The organism is Methanofastidiosum sp. (genome assembly GCA_035362715.1).
Taxonomy (GTDB): Archaea; Methanobacteriota_B; Thermococci; order Methanofastidiosales; family Methanofastidiosaceae; genus Methanofastidiosum.
The window spans coordinates 134,731-152,362 of the sequence record DAOSDU010000001.1 but is presented as its reverse complement, the minus strand read 5'-3'; the positions used below and the strand labels follow the sequence as shown (position 1 = coordinate 152,362).

Genomic DNA, 17,632 nt, shown 5'->3' with positions numbered 1-17,632 from the left:
AGAAAAAATTTACAAAGATTTTTTTAATTCTTCAATTCTTTCTTCAACACCTTGCTTTTCCTTATCAAGCCAGGTCTTGTATTCTTCGAGCATTTCTATTTTTTCCTGCTTTGTATAGAAGTGTCTTCTACCATGGCAACCATGCCTATGTTCCATATGTCCATGTCTTGGTCCATGCCCCATATTTTCATTTTTCCACATTCCTATCACCCCCTTATCGGTTCTCCAATATCGTATATCCGATATTTATTTAAAAGTCTTTCGGTTAACCGATATGTTTTAATACTACAAATATATTTGTTAAACATGCGAGACCATAAGCACCAGGGCAGAGGATTCCTATCATTTTTGATTTTGTGGATGTTAAGAAACGATAAGATGAACGGTTCTGAGATAACAGATGAAATGGAAAAAAGAAAGGGCCGTAGGTTTAGTCCAGGAACAATTTACCCTGTCTTAAAAAAACTTAAAGACAAAGGCCTAATTCTTGACGACGAAGAAAAAAGATACTCGCTTACTGAAAAAGGGAAGAAGGAGCTCATCATACGTATTGACAACTTTTTCAGATCATTCCACGATTTGGAAGAAATGCGAAAATATCGAAATGATTACGAATAATAATCAAGAAATATAGTGAAATCATTTTAGTTTAACTTATTTAAACTCAATAGGCAAATGCTTAAATATAAATCACGATTTATTTATGCAATTATAAAGGAGATTTATTATGAATAAAATACTAGCTATTACGTTATCTATGGTATTATTGCTGGCGGGAGTGGGAATGCTCTACGCCAAAGGGGGAAACTATATTCAAGTCTATGACAATTCTATTTCCTCTTGCCAGAGAGAGCTCCTCATATATGACCTTGATATACCTTCAATCCCCTATACTTTTAATCTAGAAAGATGTATCCAGCCGGCTGCTTTGTCAGGAGTATGTCTTGATTGCACTGTTGAGCCACCCATTAACCTTGGACGATGCGAGTATACGCTTTCAAATTACCGCTGCGAACTAATGGGGGAAAGCTTTTGGCTTTATGTATACTATGATGGATCAGGTACTATAACAGTTAATGGAAGGAATTTTGATACATCTGAATACCCATCTCCTTTACCATTTTTAATCTATGACAGCCAAGAAGAAGACCCCGATCCTCGTGTCTTTTCACAAATCCCTTCGTCAGTTACAATAAGCTCTGATGGACAGTTCACTCCAGGAGAATTTGGGATTATTTTAGAAAGAGAGTGCTGCTGGAACTGCGTAAAGAAGTCGTTTCCTGCCGCCATTCTATATCCAAAGGTCGATATAGAGAGCTTCAATGTAGAAGGAGGGCCTCAAGTTATAAAGGACGGCAAGGTACTTTCAGAATTCAAAATGTCACCGGGCAGCCAAAATGTTTTCCTGCAAGTTGAGAACAGGGGATTCTTTACCCAGAATGATGCAAGGGTGAGATTTGAAGGGCTTCCAGAAGGTGTAACAGTAAATATAACTCCGGAAACACAGACAATAAATGCACACAACATAGGCACATACTCTGCCAACTTCACAGTTGGACCAAACGTCCCGTCAAGTACGTATCAAGTAACTATGGTAGCATTTTCCCCAAATGGCGTCTTTGACATAATAACATTTGAGTTCGTTGTTCCTTAAGACTAAATATATTTTATTTTTATATTACAATCCTTTCTTGGATAAAACAACTTTTATAGTCTAGGCTTATCTTAACGCCCCTATAATATAAACTTAGTAAAATAATCTTGTATCAAGTTCATCGAATATAGTTTGATGCAATATAAAGTCCAATTAAACTTCCTATAACTGCTCCAATCAATGAGCTTCTAAAATATCCTCCGATAGCATATCCCAAAAATGTCCCCACCGCTACTAATAAATACGCTACAATCTGATTTGAACTATATTTTTTAGCCATTGTTTCACCAACATATATATGAATTGTAAATATTTAACTCTAATGGGGCATAGTTATATTTTTTCTTCATAATAATAATCTTAAGGGATAATGAAGGACAGTTGAAATTCAAAATATATAATAACTCCATATTAGATAAAAGAATCAATCACATGGACAATTCCTCTAAATGCACGCTCTTCTTCTATGTCCTTAGTATCTAAAAGCCTTTAATAAAGTTCATTTTGAGAATAAGAGTTAACTCTATAAATCTCAATTCTGTATTTTGAGTAATTGGGGGAATATTGTTGAAATTGTGGATATTGGCAGAAGAACGACCTAAAGTTGAAGTGATTAAACAAATACTAAATAAAATTTCTGAAGATTTTAGTTATGATCTAAAAGTCGATAAAATATTTATTAAGCCGGTTTTTATCGAGAATCATTTTTCATTTGAATATATTGTGGAAGGAGCACATATACCTGAATTTAGTCAAATTGTTATAAGAATTGTAAGTGGCGGAAGCAGTTTTGTTGATTTTCTTATTTATTTTTCAGATAATGAACCTTGTTCAAGCCAAGAACCTGTATATGCAATAGAAGAAACAAAAACTTCAGACAAGGAATCCCGAAATACTGGAATATATCAAAGAAGTTCAAAATTTGTTTATGTAAATCTTTATTATCCAAATTGTAAAAAAATAATGCTTTATAATTTAAGAGTGAAAGATAATTTTAAACCTACCGAAACAAATATTTTTGGCAGTCGACTGCTTAAAACAATTGGTGTAGAAATTATAGGAAAAATACAAGAAGATAATCTATTTCGCAGTTTTAAAAATATTGAAGAAATTATTGAGTTTAAATCCAAAATGAGGAAAGCACCTAAAGGAAATGTACCAATCACTATTAATAAACATGAAAATAAAATTTTAATTTCTGGAAGATTGTATAAATCAGGTAGTCTAAGTCATGACCCTAATATTGGAGCTTTATCCCTAATATCTCAAACATTAAGAAATTTGGGCTGGAATAAAGAAATAATTATTACTAATCATAAATTATCTGATTCTAATCTGGGAATAAAAAATAAATTTATACAAATAGCTAATGAGCTGAATATAGTCCTTGATGGATTAAAAATGCCAAAAACAATTTTACCTAAAGATTATTGGCATTTTGAGAACAATTCTGAAAAAATAGTCTCTATTTTTTTACATTTATTACTAGATCAACTTGATAATTATACAGTAATTTATGAAAATCACGCAGGTTGTGAAAGAGGATATTTTTATACAAATGAAGGAGTTCCCACGACAGTCCATAAATATATTAAAAATAAAAAAAGTAATGGAATTATTTATTTACCTGATTTAATTGTCAGAGATGATCTTAATAAAACTATATACACTCTAGAGGCAAAGAGATATGAAAGAAGAATGGAAGGTCTTAAAGAGATAAATAATTTTTATTTGATTGAAGAAGAATATATTAAATATTACTACCCCGATTATAAAATTATTCGAGGGGTAGTTATATATGGTGGAACTACCTCAGTAACTATCGATAAAATCTATGTCCAAATTAATTGCCTTGGAGAAATATTTATTTCTGATAATGCACCATCAATATTTAAGAAAGAAATAAAAAATATTATTCCCGTCTAACATTACAATAAAAAATATACTCTTTTAATATTTTCTTTTCATTAGTTCCATTTGAATTACTTTTGAATCTTCTATATTCTTTCGTATATATTTTTATCTCACCTTTTTTCGATAGAATTCTAATTATTTCGTTATAAGGAATAATACCTTCTGAATTATAACTAAATAATATATATTTACACTTTGCGTTATTTATTAGATATTCAAATGCGGAAATACATTTATTTTTTAAACAATATTCTGATTTCTGGTATATATAGTCTCTCAATCCTGTTTTATTATCTTTTATTTTTTTATCCCAAACTGCAATAGTCTCAAGTACGTGATAATTTGGTGCGTATTGCCTTGAATTGTAAGGGGGGTCAATGTATAGAATGTCTGATTCTATTTCTTTGATTAGTAAGTTACTGTCTTTTTTATATACTCTATGATTTTTGCCTTTAAATATTAGTCTCGGTATTTCTAAATTAAGTTTCTTAAATTTACGCGGATCATCAATTTTCAGAAAAGCGCCATACGTTCCAGATATATTTGAAATTGATGGAATTATTTCAAGGAGTGATGTTAGTAAAATATAAAATTCATTTTCTGTAATTTTATTTTCTTCATACCAAATTTGAATTTGTTCCCTGATTGCATCTATTTTCTGAGCATTCTCAGAAGAAAAATAATTTCTTTCATGTTTTTTATTTTTTGTTCCTTCTTTAGAAAAATTATTATATATAAATCCTTTTATTCCGGGTATTTCGTTAAGAAAATTAATTGCGTCTTGAAGAGAAGCAATATTTACTTCAGATTTAAGTCCTTCAAAAGTTGGAACATTATTATTTGAAATATACGCTTTTTGAAACACATAAGAATACTCCATAAAATCATTAGAAATCACCGTATAATCTCTCTCTTTAAAATATTTAGCAACACTAGTTGTTCCACTAAAAATATCACAAAAAACTTTTTCATTAATACAATTTTCGGTAACAACTGAATATATAAACTCTAATAAATTTTGTTTATTTCCTATATATCTCATTTAATTCCCTTAGAAAATAACTTGTATAATTAAATACTAATGTATTTTTTTATTTATTTTAATTTTAATTCATTATTTAAAACATACATGGGCTATTGTTTATTAGTTTTATTAATTCATCAATTGGCCTTAATTCTTTGTCATATAGAACATAATTATCTAAGTATCCATGGTTTTCAATACGATTTATTTTAATAATATCTTCTTTTGTTGCCCAGCCTACAATGAACCCTTGTTCTTCTTCTGGGAATAATCTTACTGAAACGTAAACGTCTTTAGGCTTACTCTCAAATTGTTCCTTCATTTCTAAAGTTCTAATATGGTAATCTTTTGTTCTTGTTTTTACATCAATTAATAACCCACTAGGCAAGATGAAATCATAAGTGTCAGGTAAAGTAAAATCAGTTTGATCTTCCTTAAAAGTTATTTTGTTTTCAATAAGAAATAATTTAAATATCTTTTCTCCCATCTTACCTTCAAGCATCTTTCTCTTTTTAGCATCAAGACCTCCTTCATGAAAATCATGTCTGTTGGAAGTGTATTCTTTAGAGGCCATTGCGTAACCAATAGCTTCCTTCATTAATTCTTCAGGTATTCGATATATCTTAGGTGGCATTTTTTTCTTCCTTTCTAAATATTAGAATAAATTGATGTAGTTGATTTGATACATAAGAAAAGGGATACCCATATGGATAAAGATTAATGGTCTTATCATACCATATTTTATAACCTTTAAAATTTAAATTAGGTATTTTAATAAATTCTTCGACTATTTCAGCATGGACCAAATTATGGTGTTTATCTGTGGGTTGCATATCTTTACAAAAAATAACTAAATATCCTTTGTTTTTGAGCAATGAAACTGATTTTTCTATAATATCTCTTAATTCAACAAAAAAAGATTCATAAGACATGTTGCCTAAATCTCTATCATCATTAGTAAATGCCCCTTTATCCTTTCTATCGCCTCCTGTTCTTTTACGAGAAAGCATATTTGCGTAAGGTGGATCTGTTAATATGAGGTCGAATTTCATATTTTCTATTTCTTTAATTTTTAAAATATTTCTTGAATCATCACATATAGTTATTTGTTTTTTTAATTTTTCTTGTTTGCAAACATCTTCATATATCCTAATAAAGCTTTTTTCAAGATCAATTCCAATAGCATTCCTTTCAGGTAGTAATGAAGCTCCTAGTAAGGTTCCGCCTACACCCATAAAAGGGTCCAATATCCAACTATTTGATTTTGTAAAGAATGCAATAAGATCTCTCATTAATTGAGGGGGTTTTGGTGAAGGGTGAGTTTTTCTAAGATTATGTCCAAAAGAATCTTCTCCTTTAGTTGAGTATTTAGTTTCTATAATAGAAGTTTGTAAGAATTTCCATAATTCATATTCGTCTTGATTATTGGCAAAATCAGTTATTTGAACAGAATTGATGAAATAAGTCCACTCTTTTCCAGTTAAATCGTTTAGTTTATTTTTCTTGTTATATATCCCTCTTTCCCCCATATCAACTTCATATTCTTTTAATTTTCTCTTTATTTTCTTGGGATTAGAGTAATCTAAATTTTCTTCTTTATATCCGCCGGTCAATGTTGTTTGTTTAATTTTATCCATTTTAGAATATCAACTCACATTTACTACTCGGTAATTATACTCTGTCAAAGTCGATATATACTTTTCTATAATTTTTAGGAAATGTAGATATTAATTATATATTTTATTATTGATAAAGCATTGGACAAATACTACAATTAATTAAATAAACAAATCTATAACGTTTACTATTCCTCTAAATGCATTTTCTTCATCTTCGGAGCTAGCTATAATAACAACATCATTGTCCTTCAGTTCTAATTTATTCAATAATTCATTTTCTAAGTCTTTATTTAGATTAATCTTTATATTTGGGATTTCTAATTCAGGCTTAATTTTTGGTAGATAAAAATGATTTTTCGCATAAATTAATGTAATTGCAGATTTTGCCCCTCCAAAAACAGCCCTGTCTCTTTGTTCCATTCCGTCTTTTATTTGATTAGATACTCCGCTTATTACAGATCCATAATTTTGTTTATTCAGTGTAAGATTCATAGCATCAACTTTAACAGGCATAGTAAACTGAATAGATTTGCTAATATAATTTTTTCCTTTGTTTGTTAGTTTATGGCCCAATCTAGAAGAAGTAATATAATCCATTTCCTTTAACTTTGTAAGAATTGATCTAATACTTGTTTCATTTAGAAAAATTCTCTTTGATAGAAGCTTTCTCCCGATACTTTCCTCCTTCTCAATGATCTTTAGCACTATAAGGATGTCTGCATTGGTGAAGTTTGCCTGCGGGATTATCCTTCTCTCAAACATATCAATCAATTTGAGATGTTAATATATATTACTTTTGTTTGAAAAACTAAAGAAAAAGAAAAAATTATAGTATCATATCAAGAAGATATGAAAGCTGTTTGATTGGCTCGTTTAGATCAGACACATTGGTTGCGTTTAGGATGAGTATATCCTTTTTGCCGTAGATGTCTTTTAGGTATACCATGCCTTCAGAGTCAATGAAGTTTCCAATATCGTAGACCCTCTTTATTTCTTCGTTATTGTCCTTGTTTCCAATGAGGATCATGTTATATTTTGCTCTGTCAGTAGCTGTAATTTGCTTGTCTGTCCTTATCAAGTTAGTTGGCTCAACCTTCACATTGACTGTCTCTTTCTTTGGAACTAGGTCAACCCTCTGTATCTTGTATTTGACATAGTATTTCTCTTCATCGTAGTCTTCAACATATACTCTAAAGTACCTGTCCGGACCCCAGAATACCGCACCTTCTTTAAGGCAATCAAATGGGATTGGTTCGCAGAGCTCGATCTTAATTGAGCGCAAATCCTTGGTACAATCTTGGCATCTATCCACCCAGGGGCTGTAAACATTGCCGTCGTTTATCATGAACTTTAACTTCCACTTTGAGCCGTCGTTTGATATGTAGTTGCAGTCACAGTCGTCAATGCAGCCGTAGTCTGTAAGGGAGTAGATATTAAACTTTGCAATCATGTGCTTCTTAATCTCGCCATCAATGTTCTTCTCTAGATCGTGCTCCATCCCAACAAAAGCGACATCAGCGCCTTCAATTGCAAACTCTACTTCTTCCTCCAATTTGTCGCAGTCTAGATCTTTGTTATACTCAACGATACACTGACAGTCTGATGAAGCAATGTCTGGCGATAGATTTGCACCTGGGGTTGGGGTGAAATGCCTTATTGCAGAACCATAAATTTTTCCTGTATTTTTATCCTGAAGGAATGCTACCATACCACAGTAGTTTGTACCGCAAAGATTAATTTCTGTTCTGTATACGTCGCCACCCTCTAAGTCCTTCCAATTGTAATCTGCAACTTTTTCACTGCATTCTGTTGTCCAATTATTGATATTCTGCCAGTATTGTGAAGTTATTAGCCCTGTAACAACAGGTGCACAGCAATCGCAGCTTATACCCCATACATTAAGGTAAAGTTCTGTATTTGGAAGATCTTTGTTTAATCTTACAGTTACTAGGGCTTCTTTATCTTTGGTAGTTGTAAATCTTTCAGAGTCCATGTTTGTGTTGATAACTATCTTTGCATCACAGCAACTGCTGACATTTGATTCATATGCTGCTTTGAACGCTTCATAATATACGTCTTCGGTATTTGGCAGTATTTGAATTGCTTTTGATTTGTTTCCGTTGAAGATTAATGTTGGATAATTTGTGGCTGCATTATAGTCGTATCCATAGCCATAGATGTATGCATAGGATGGCCATGAACCACTAGCCCCTGCGGCAAAATGATATCTAGCCGCTTCAAGATATAATGGATCAATTGCGGATTCACCCATATTTGAATGAAATATTATAGGAGTAATATCACAAAGGTATCCTTCCTGTTTCAATCTACAAATTGCCTTTGTTGCAGCATCTGATTCTGCTTGGGTGTCTACAAAAAGCTCAACAAGAGTATTATCGCAACAATCAACTGTCATTATATGCCATTTAACAATGCCATCTGGGTCTGTAACTTCTACAGTTACCTTCTTTTCTCCTAGATAATCTTTTCCAGTTTTGTGGTCAAAGTTAACTGTTGTCTGACTCTTGTCCCAGTTGATATCAACTAGTTTTACCTTGTAGCCGCCGTATGTCTTAGTTTGCCCAACTTTGAACTCTTCATCTTCCCATATCCTTGGAGTTCCATAGAAAATTCTACCAACTGTTTTATCCGGAAAAGTTTGATCTTCGTTATATTTGTACATTCTTAGAAGATTCACTTGTCGACTTAGGAGATTATAGCTTGACGTTTCAACTGAGTAGCTCTTTCCGCCTGTCTGGATAAAATCTCCAGGCAATGTTTCTTTAACATCCTCAATCCAGTAATCCAAGTTCTTTAGAAGATTTTTATCCTGTCCTGGAGTCTTATCTGCCCAAGTGAAATCTACATAGTAACTGTTTCCATAAAGGACAGAAAATGAAGTTCCCTTTACTTCAAATTCATATAGAGAATGAGGAAATGCAAGATTTGGAGGCATATTTGGAAAAGTTGGGTCTAGTACTATTAGCAATGCATTTGTTTTAACAGGCTGAGTCAGACTAAATGAATCTGTTATTTTAGGTGCAGAACCAGCACGTGGCCATCCCCCTGTCACAGGTAAAAGTTGCCAATTACCAGTAAGATTCCACGAAGTATTAGGGCAGTAGCTGCTTAGATAGTAAACATCATAATCAGTTAAATTTTCAAATGTAAAGTTTATATCTGATATTTCTTTGTAGTCGTTGAACTTTACAATAATTTCCTTTGAAAATTCCCAGTTAGCAAAATCAAGATTATGTCTACCTACAATCCTAGTGTTTCTATCCCCGTCAAATAAAGCCTCTACACTCTCTTTATAAAAGGGACAAAACGGAGATAGTGGTGATGGGTCACCCCCGTGAGAGAAGAAATAGGCTGGGGTAGTGAATCTTCTGTAATTGTAGCCCCAATCTATATTTGACTTTACACCAGTATAACCAAGCGCAACATTGTCATGGTCATCTTCAGTGAAGTTTCCAGACTCCCATATTATCTTCTCATCAGTACCAGTCACACTGTAGTAAGTTTCATTTGTAATTTTAGTTACAACTTCCGCCACTTTCTCTATGTCCTTTGCAGTGGCAGATTCACTTACAACTATCAAAGCTTGGGGATTTCCATTTTCATCAATAAAGAAGTCTCTTCCAGGCAGTTCCTGCGCAGAGTAGTTTGGCACTATAGATAGTACAAAAGCTAATAGTATAAATATAGAAATAATTTTTTTCATAAGCTCACCTTAATTTTGGAACGAATCTGTGTATTTCCACTCGATTCTCATGCCGTTAGCCACTTTAATATTGGAAATACCTAGTTGCGAATAGTCATTGTTAATCCAGTACTGCCAGTATCTTCCAGTGGACCTGTTTTCAGCAAGACCTTCTATGGAAGTAACAAAGACCCCCAGTGACTGTATATTGTAGTCAAACTTCATTCCAGAAGCCTTCATCGCATCAAAGATTGTAGAGTCTTTTGAAACTTTCACATCCTTCCATTCTTTGGTGTAACTGTTCCCAAAGTCAGCTGTGATATTAACTGTTACATTGTTTTTGTCTTCTGTAGTAGTTGTAGAAACTGAGATTGCAGGCGCTTCTGAGGTGATAGTTATCTCATCTTTTTGAACAAACTGGTCACCGTTATTATCCTTCCACTTTAATAGTAGAAACTGTGAGTTCCCGTATTTCTGTAAGTTTGCCTGATCTTCTAGAATAAGCCCTGCTGCAAAAGTACCTTCCCTTGACGCGCCCCATAGCATCAGGACATTTGAGTTATTTGACTTCCCAAAGTAGATGATCCCTATGTCTTCCCCAGAGCCTATTTTTGCTTTAGATAGAGTAAGGTCTTTTGCAGTAATCAATACTCTATCTTGAGTTTCCTCATACTTTATTCCAAAAATATCATTTAGTTCCTTTGTCTTGGAATTAATTACTGGCCCACCTACAACAACAAGCTGCTTATTGGAAGGTGCTTCAAAGTCCAAAGAATTTGTGCTTAAAACACCCATTTCTTTGAAGCTTTTTGAGACAGTATCCCTTGTAAGAAGGTCAAGCGAGTTTGCACTCTTCCCCGTTACAAAGACTGTACCATTGGAGAATGCAGATTGCACGTTGCCTATACTCTCTGCAATAAATGGAGATGGCAACTGCACAAATAATATCAGAAATACAAATAGTATATAGAAATTCCTAAACTTTATCCCTTTCATTTTATTTTCCTCCGGTTTAATATTGCTGTATGGATGGTGTAGCCATCCATATATATAGTTTTCGGATTTAGAATTAGAAAAGGTTAAATAATACGGATGGCTAGACCATCCAGGGATTAAATGCTCGAACTTGTCTACAAAAGAAAAAGGTCAGTCTTCCATGACGCCTCGCCATTTTTGAAAATGTCATGGCTTTTTTCCATACTTATGATTTCTATCATCTTTGAGCACCCTATAATCCTGTTTATAATATTCCTATCTTCACTGCTTATGGCTTTGATGTCAAAAATATTCTCCGATTGGGCAAGGGTAATGAAACTTGTCGTGTTCTTTGTCCCTTTCGTTATACTGTTTAATCTTTTGGTGAATGCTAATGGCGAGACGGTGCTTTGGCAGTTGCCTTTTAGGATCCCCATATTTGGCATACTAAATATTACCTTAGAAGAGCTCGCCTTTTCACTCACAATGTGTATAAGGATTGCTGCAATCTTAGGTGCTTTTGCAGTCCTGAATCTCACAACAGACCCAGACGACCTTTTGATTGCAGTCACAAAACTTAGGCTGCCATACAAGTCTGTAGTTGTAACATCCCTCTCAACAAAGTTTGTCCCTGTCCTGTTTTCTGACCTAAAGAATATACAGGAGGCCCAGAGGTCAAGGGGTGTTGACTTCTCAAAAGGAAAGCTTTTTGATCGAATAAAAAAATACGGCGCCATATTCTTCCCCCTTCTTTCAAAGAGCCTCGATAGGAGTGTCCAGATCGCAGAGTCCATGGAGACAAGGGGATTTGGGAGGTATGAAAAGCGAAGCTTCTATAAGGATACTAAAATTTCTGCTTCGGACATACTTCTAATATTTGTATCAATTGCGCCCCTAATTATCTCGCTCTTTATGGTGTCCCAAGGTATTGGAGTCTTTAAGTTCTACCAAAGGATAGACTCCCTGGTAAAATCAAATTCTGAAGCATATTATATCTTAGCCATCCTCCTAGTCCAAGTATTCCTATTGCCCTTGCTAAAAATCAAAGAGATGATGACATATGATTAAGTTCAATGATTTTTCTTTTTATTATCCTGATTCCCTAAAGCCCTCTCTTGACAAGATAAATGTTGAGATAGAGGAAGGGGAGTTTTTAGTCATAACAGGCCCATCAGGGGGTGGGAAGTCAACTTTCCTTAGGTCAATAAACGGTCTCGTCCCTAATTTCTATGGCGGGAAGATAAAGGGCGAGGTAATAGTCCACGGCAAGAATGCTTCAGAAACTCCAACTAACCAGATGTCAGAGCTCGTCGGTATGGTCTTCCAAGACCCTGAAAATCAGCTGATATCTAACAGAGTGGAAAGGGAGATTGCCTTTGGGATGGAAAATTTATGCTTTCCAAATGAGCTTATGAAAAAGAGGATAGAAGAGGCGCTTGACGCTGTTAATATCTCAAGGCTTAGGAATAGGACAACATCAGAACTTTCAGGGGGGCAAAAGCAAAAGGTTGCAATAGCATCCGCACTTGCAATGCACCCAAGCATACTCTTGCTTGACGAGCCCACATCAGAGCTTGACCCAAGAAGCGCTGAAGAGGTGCTAAACGTTATAGAAAAGATTAACGATGAGCTCGGCCTTACAATACTTTTAGTCGAGCACAGGTTAGAGAGGGTCATTCACCACGTAGATAGGATGCTCATGATCGACGGCGGCAAACTGATCTATGACGGGAGCCCCAGAAAAATAAAATCAGCCCACATAGAGAACTGGAAAGTCGGACTTCCTCCAGTGACAAGGCTATCGCTTCACTTCAAGGACAAAATAGCAAACAACGGGATACCCCTCACAGTAAAGGAAGCTAGGCTTGCCCTAAAAGACGTCTTGATTAATCCAAAGAAAAATATCGCTTGGGAGAGGAAAAATAGCTCTGGGAAAGTTTCCATTTCCATGGAGAAAGTTTTCTTTTCATATGACGGCGAAAAGGATGTTTTGAAAAATATTTCATTTAAAGTTTACGAGGGGGATATGATAGCGCTCATGGGTAAAAATGCGAGCGGTAAAACTACCCTTGTAAAGCTTATGAACGGTCTTGTAAAGCAGAGAAAGGGGAAGATAGAGCTATTTGGAAAAAAGATCAATGATTATTCATTAGATGAGCTCATCCAAAAAGTTGGCATAGTATTCCAGGATCCTAACTTGCACCTTTTCAACGACACTGTCCAGGAGGAAGTTGCATTTGTATTAAGGAATCTTGGCATGGAAAAAGAGTTGATAGATAAGAAGGTAGAGGGGATACTCAGGCGATTTAAGATATATCAGTACAGAAACAGCTATCCCCATGATCTCTCGGGCGGGGAGCGGCAGAGGGTCGCACTTGCATCAGTCTTAGTTTCAGAGCCCGAGATACTGATACTAGATGAGCCTACAAGGGGCATGGACTACTACTTGAAAAAAGAGCTGATTTCTTACCTAAAGGAAAAGGCCAAGACTGTCATAGTGGTGACGCATGACGTTGAGACTGCGGCAGAATTTGCGGATAGAGTTGTCCTACTAAGCGAAGGTAACATAATTTCTGATGGCAATAAGAGAGACGTACTATCAAAGGCACTGCTCTTCTCTCCGCAAATTAATAGGTTGGTGCAGCCCTACGCTAAATATGGCATTCCTGACGATACCTTGACAGTTGAGGAAATATTAAAGGTGATCGAATAAAACTAAGTGATTTATTCCCCTTAATCGTTGTGGCAATAGCTATACTCCTTTTTGGCGGAGGCTTAGTATTTGATGAGTCTAGGACAATAGTTAAGCTCTGGCCATATGAGATAATAGGTATTTTTGTCCTTGTGATATTTTCTTTTGTATACCAGTTTGAAAAAAAAGAGTTCAGCACAAAGCAGCTTACGCTTATAGCAATGCTTTCTGGGATATCGGCAGTCTTAAGAATTCCATTTTCTAATTTTCAAGGGATACAGCCTTGTACGACACTGATCATCTGTTCCGGACTTGTCTATGGCCCTATTGCAGGTTTTTTCGTGGGGGCTTTGACGCCATTTGTCTCAAACTTCTTTTTAGGGCATGGTCCATGGACACCCCTACAGATGATAGGCTGGGGGCTCCCAGGGCTCGCAGCAGGTTACCTTGGTAAAAAAGATATTAACTTTAAATTCATTATGGTGTTTGCAATCGCTTGGGGATTTCTCTACGGCTGGATAATGAATATTTGGCACTTTGCCTTTTTTGTGAAACCACACACATTTGAAACTTTTGTTAGGACTTATGTCCTTAGTATCGGGTGGGATGTTAGCCATGCATTTGGCAATGGATTATTCATGGCAATAATAGGCGAAAGGACAATTAAGATTCTAACAAGATACAAGAAAAGATTTACAATTGAAAGAATGTAGTTATTCTTTATGTTGGACGGTCTTACTTTTGCAGAAGTGACAAATGTGATCTTTCACAGGATAAAGGTAACATTTGCATTTGGGGCAATATTCCCTGACATCTTTTGGGAAATTTATAATGACTTTATTCTTCAATTATAACTACCTCTAGGGACTCGCTGTTTGCGATTGCAGAAATAATTGATATCAATTTATTAGCTTTTTCATCGTTCATATCTTTGTTTGATATTTCAATCCGCAACATAGACGCTCTCTCTTTTCGAGTAGTTATTATTTGATTCTAATTGGGAAATATATTTTTCATAGCATTCTCCGCAGATTATGTAAATATTCTTTTCTAATTCACATTTACAAATAATGCATTTATTGTTCATATGGATGGTGTCGCCATCCATAATATATAAATATTTCTGTAATTTAGGCGTAAAATGCAGAAAAACAGTTAGGGGGAAAAGTTTATAAATTCCCTAAAATATTCACTTCTTATTAGGTAAGCCGCGGTCGCCTAGCCTGGGAGGGCGCCAGACTGAAGATCTGGTATTCCGCTGGTTCAAATCCGGCCCGCGGCACTCCTTTTCAATTAGAAATCCTTTAATTGTTATTTTTGCTTTTGGTGCTCCTAAGATAAGATTCATTCTTAGAAACAGCTTCTCTTACGTCTTTATCAATGTCTTTTGATAATTCAGCCAAAATATCTAAATGAGTTTCTTCATTAAAGGCAACTTCTTCTCTTACGCCTTTATCTGTGTCTTTTGATAATCTTCGTAATATCTCTTGATTTTTTGTATGCATTGCAACTTTCCATCTTACGTCCGATTTTCTATCTTTTGAAAGGGTATCCATCGTTTTGGTAGGAGTTTTTTCATTGCAGGCTACAGACATTCTAACCGTTGTACTAGAATCTCTGGACAAACGATCCAATGTTTCTAAATCTAAATTATCATGAGATGCAACACTGCCTCTTATTCCTTCATCTGGATCTTCGCTTAACTCTTTCAAAGTATCTTGGTCTGTATTAGAGTTATTAGCAACCTCGTACCTGACATATTCTGATTCATCTTTGGCCAATTTTTTTAACGTTCCTGGGGTTGTAGATCCATTTTTTGCAATTGCTTTCCTTTCATCCTCATCAAATTGGGGAAAATGTATGTTCTTACTCATAATAAACCTCTTTTTTGGATTTATTTAAATTTTTCCACTTTAGAATATTCTATTTTAGTATTATGAGCTTATATAAGCGCCCTAACAATGTTAGGGAAAAAATATCATCAGAAAAATGGTTGTTTTTGGCTTGTAAAAAGCTAAAATCACATCAAAAAAGTTAGGAATTTTTTGATTATTTTTCTGACCTTTAAAATATAGATTTCCTGGAAAAAGGAGTTATTTAAGATTAATTTCACTTATCCAAAGCATTCTTAATAATTGTCAGCGCCATAGCCCTAATGCAGGGATCCCCGTGTCTTGCAAGCTCTTCTAGCCACTCTTTATTCTCGTAATAGTATTTGACGAGTTTTAGATTTGCCTCACTAGATTCTTTCATTATGGTAATACCTCCCTAAAAAATCTACGAATTGGTTTAGGCAGAATTCCTAATAATTTGAATAATAGTATTTTAATTTTTATGTCATAGCAAACCGATACTTTCATTTAGTATTACAAAGATTGTAAATAATAGTCCAATTAGTCCAATAATAAACCACTCTAAATCAACATCTTTTTTGAGTCTGTCAGTAGAAAAAAACACTATTCCCAAGATTCCAAAAACTACGGTGAAGAATAGACCCCATTTCCCTTGGAAATTGCTAATTTGCCACCTTTCATTTGCCATCTCTAGATTCGTAGTATCCAACAGATTTGCAACAATTTCATTTGAATACTTAATATTCTCTATATTTACATTATTAACTTTTTCATTTTGATACTCAAGTAGGCTATGGACTTGATACAATACTTCATTATTGCCTTTATACCAATATAAGTTATTAGAAATGCCAATTAAAGAAACTTGAACTTCTTCTAATGTAACTAAATTTTCGTCAAGTTTTGAATTCAATAATCTGTCTTTATGGTTTTGTGTCTGCTTTAGACTTTCTTTTATTTCTAATGTTCTTTTTTCTATGGTTTTCATTTGAAAATATTCATTAATAAATTGGTTCCAGAAGTCCCAATAACTTGTTTTTGGCGGATAGGTATCAGGAACAGAAGAGTTAATTTCAATTATTGTAGGCTCATATTCACAATTAACGATTCCTATAACAAAAGGATTCTGGGTATAAACATTGATTTTTTTTCCAAAATCAATTTCTGTTTCTTTTGATTCTTCTTTAATCTTGTCTTTAATCATGGCTTTGAGTTGGCGTAGTTTTTCCGAGTCTTCTATGTCTTCAGAATATTTTAAAAATGCAATATTTACATTACTTATTGACCTGTTGGAAAACGGTTTGACCATTAAATGATGAAATCCATATTCTTCTGAAAGAGAGCTATTAAGAAGTTGTTTTACTTGATCTCTTGCATTACCAAAGTCTCCATTAACAAAATCATGAAAAAGATAAACTGATTTCCCATTATCATAATATGATATATATAGGTCTTTCATGATTCCACTATGGGCAACTATTCCCTTATCTATAAAATGAGAAGAGCATAGTCTTTTGCCATCAAAAATAATGAAATCTCTTTTATTTGGATATTCTGCATCTTCTTTAATTATAAAAATAATCCCCAATATTTTACTAACTCTTTCTTTGTTTTGTTCATATTCATCTAATGTGAATTCATTATTTCCATTAATTGAAGATTCACTAATAATTTTTATATTTTTAATCTTGTCGTATTGATTACTCTCATTAGTATTTTGAGACAGTATGTCATTGGATATATAAAAAATATTTTCCATCTGTTTTCTGTCCAATTCACTTTTTTTAATTAAATAATTAAATTTATTTGTATCTTCCTGAATTGCTTGAGACAAAGAAGGTAAATTGTCTGAGATAATACGATCATACTCAAATGGAAATGGATCAATATCTTTTTCGTAAATATATATATCGAAATCTTCTATTTTTATTATCCTGCCATAATCAAACAATAATTCGTTATCATTTCCATTTACCGGAAAAACAAAAATATTTAGTAATAAAAAGAAAACAAGAAATATATGTAAGTATTTCATGCATTATTATAATCTTTATAATTTATAAATACTTTTCTTTTCCCCTCCGGCCTCCCCTCTTCGAGTGGAGGGAGGTCTCCGGGGGGGAGAGAATAGAAAGTTTTTCGTCCGCTAAGCAGACGGGGGAGGGCTAAAGCCCTCTCTTTGCCCACCCATAGTACGA

19 protein-coding genes and 1 tRNA gene are annotated in these 17,632 nt (G+C 34.1%); 8 read left to right on the top strand and 12 right to left on the bottom strand.

Annotated features, from left to right (window positions below):
* Positions 1-9 precede the first annotated feature (9 nt).
* The gene (locus tag PLI06_00875) at positions 10-201 is read right to left on the bottom strand and encodes a DUF5320 domain-containing protein (protein ID HOI76151.1); all 192 of its coding nucleotides are present in this window, start codon (positions 199-201) and stop codon (positions 10-12) included.
* 105 nt (positions 202-306) lie between these two features.
* On the opposite strand from PLI06_00875, the gene PLI06_00870 reads away from it, so the two are divergent.
* Together PLI06_00870 and PLI06_00865 are read left to right on the top strand one after the other, a co-directional pair.
* A complete protein-coding gene (locus PLI06_00870) occupies positions 307-618 on the top strand; it encodes a PadR family transcriptional regulator (GenBank protein HOI76150.1) in 312 nt (103 codons plus the stop codon).
* 109 nt (positions 619-727) lie between these two features.
* Positions 728-1,654 (top strand): hypothetical protein, encoded by a 927-nt coding sequence (locus tag PLI06_00865; GenBank protein ID HOI76149.1) that lies wholly within the window; start codon positions 728-730, stop codon positions 1,652-1,654.
* 118 nt (positions 1,655-1,772) lie between these two features.
* Here the strand turns inward: PLI06_00865 and PLI06_00860 are convergent, their stop codons facing one another.
* Positions 1,773-1,934, bottom strand: a complete 162-nt coding sequence (locus PLI06_00860; protein HOI76148.1) for a hypothetical protein — start codon at positions 1,932-1,934, stop codon at positions 1,773-1,775.
* 287 nt (positions 1,935-2,221) lie between these two features.
* On the opposite strand from PLI06_00860, the gene PLI06_00855 reads away from it, so the two are divergent.
* Positions 2,222-3,580: a hypothetical protein gene (locus PLI06_00855; GenBank protein ID HOI76147.1), complete on the top strand. Its 1,359-nt coding sequence runs from the start codon at positions 2,222-2,224 to the stop codon at positions 3,578-3,580.
* Here the strand turns inward: PLI06_00855 and PLI06_00850 are convergent.
* The 6 genes from PLI06_00850 to PLI06_00825 all read right to left on the bottom strand — a co-directional run bounded on the left by PLI06_00850 (position 3,567) and on the right by PLI06_00825 (position 10,910).
* The gene (locus PLI06_00850) at positions 3,567-4,610 is read right to left on the bottom strand and encodes a DNA adenine methylase (protein ID HOI76146.1); all 1,044 of its coding nucleotides are present in this window, start codon (positions 4,608-4,610) and stop codon (positions 3,567-3,569) included. The two genes, PLI06_00855 and PLI06_00850, sit on opposite strands and share 14 nt — an antisense overlap.
* A gap of 76 nt (positions 4,611-4,686) precedes the next feature.
* Positions 4,687-5,226 carry a hypothetical protein gene (locus tag PLI06_00845; GenBank protein ID HOI76145.1) on the bottom strand — a complete coding sequence of 180 codons (540 nt, stop codon included), beginning with the start codon at positions 5,224-5,226 and terminating at the stop codon, positions 4,687-4,689.
* On the bottom strand, positions 5,216-6,229 hold the full coding sequence (locus PLI06_00840; protein HOI76144.1) for a DNA methyltransferase: 1,014 nt from the start codon (positions 6,227-6,229) through the stop codon (positions 5,216-5,218). Before PLI06_00840 ends, PLI06_00845 begins: the two co-directional genes overlap by 11 nt.
* Before the next feature lie 141 nt (positions 6,230-6,370).
* Complete coding sequence (locus PLI06_00835) at positions 6,371-6,973, bottom strand: hypothetical protein (protein HOI76143.1); 603 nt, start codon at positions 6,971-6,973, stop codon at positions 6,371-6,373.
* 64 nt (positions 6,974-7,037) lie between these two features.
* The gene (locus tag PLI06_00830) at positions 7,038-9,935 is read right to left on the bottom strand and encodes a hypothetical protein (GenBank protein ID HOI76142.1); all 2,898 of its coding nucleotides are present in this window, start codon (positions 9,933-9,935) and stop codon (positions 7,038-7,040) included.
* A 9-nt stretch (positions 9,936-9,944) separates the two neighbouring features.
* Positions 9,945-10,910: an S-layer protein gene (locus tag PLI06_00825; protein ID HOI76141.1), complete on the bottom strand. Its 966-nt coding sequence runs from the start codon at positions 10,908-10,910 to the stop codon at positions 9,945-9,947.
* A 120-nt stretch (positions 10,911-11,030) separates the two neighbouring features.
* On the opposite strand from PLI06_00825, the gene PLI06_00820 reads away from it, so the two are divergent.
* Genes PLI06_00820 through PLI06_00805 form a run of 4 tightly spaced genes read left to right on the top strand, consistent with a single transcriptional unit; the run spans position 11,031 to position 14,435 of the window.
* Positions 11,031-11,957, top strand: a complete 927-nt coding sequence (locus PLI06_00820) for an energy-coupling factor transporter transmembrane component T (protein HOI76140.1) — start codon at positions 11,031-11,033, stop codon at positions 11,955-11,957.
* Positions 11,950-13,602, top strand: a complete 1,653-nt coding sequence (locus PLI06_00815) for an energy-coupling factor transporter ATPase (GenBank protein ID HOI76139.1) — start codon at positions 11,950-11,952, stop codon at positions 13,600-13,602. Before PLI06_00820 ends, PLI06_00815 begins: the two co-directional genes overlap by 8 nt.
* 29 nt (positions 13,603-13,631) lie before the next feature.
* On the top strand, positions 13,632-14,294 hold the full coding sequence (locus PLI06_00810) for an ECF transporter S component (protein ID HOI76138.1): 663 nt from the start codon (positions 13,632-13,634) through the stop codon (positions 14,292-14,294).
* A gap of 9 nt (positions 14,295-14,303) precedes the next feature.
* Positions 14,304-14,435 carry a hypothetical protein gene (locus PLI06_00805; GenBank protein ID HOI76137.1) on the top strand — a complete coding sequence of 44 codons (132 nt, stop codon included), beginning with the start codon at positions 14,304-14,306 and terminating at the stop codon, positions 14,433-14,435.
* 89 nt (positions 14,436-14,524) lie between these two features.
* Here the strand turns inward: PLI06_00805 and PLI06_00800 are convergent, their stop codons facing one another.
* Entirely contained in the window at positions 14,525-14,668 is a 144-nt protein-coding gene (locus PLI06_00800) for a hypothetical protein (GenBank protein HOI76136.1), read from the bottom strand.
* Between the two features lie 120 nt (positions 14,669-14,788).
* On the opposite strand from PLI06_00800, the gene PLI06_00795 reads away from it, so the two are divergent.
* Positions 14,789-14,863, top strand: a tRNA-Phe gene (locus tag PLI06_00795).
* A gap of 22 nt (positions 14,864-14,885) precedes the next feature.
* On the opposite strand, the gene PLI06_00790 is transcribed toward PLI06_00795, so the two are convergent.
* From PLI06_00790 to PLI06_00780, 3 genes are all read right to left on the bottom strand, one after another.
* The gene (locus tag PLI06_00790; protein ID HOI76135.1) at positions 14,886-15,455 is read right to left on the bottom strand and encodes a HEAT repeat domain-containing protein; all 570 of its coding nucleotides are present in this window, start codon (positions 15,453-15,455) and stop codon (positions 14,886-14,888) included.
* 235 nt (positions 15,456-15,690) lie between these two features.
* Positions 15,691-15,834, bottom strand: coding sequence for a hypothetical protein (locus tag PLI06_00785; protein ID HOI76134.1), 144 nt, complete (start codon positions 15,832-15,834; stop codon positions 15,691-15,693).
* An 84-nt stretch (positions 15,835-15,918) separates the two neighbouring features.
* Positions 15,919-17,469 carry a hypothetical protein gene (locus tag PLI06_00780; protein HOI76133.1) on the bottom strand — a complete coding sequence of 517 codons (1,551 nt, stop codon included), beginning with the start codon at positions 17,467-17,469 and terminating at the stop codon, positions 15,919-15,921.
* Between the last annotated feature and the right edge of the window lie 163 nt (positions 17,470-17,632).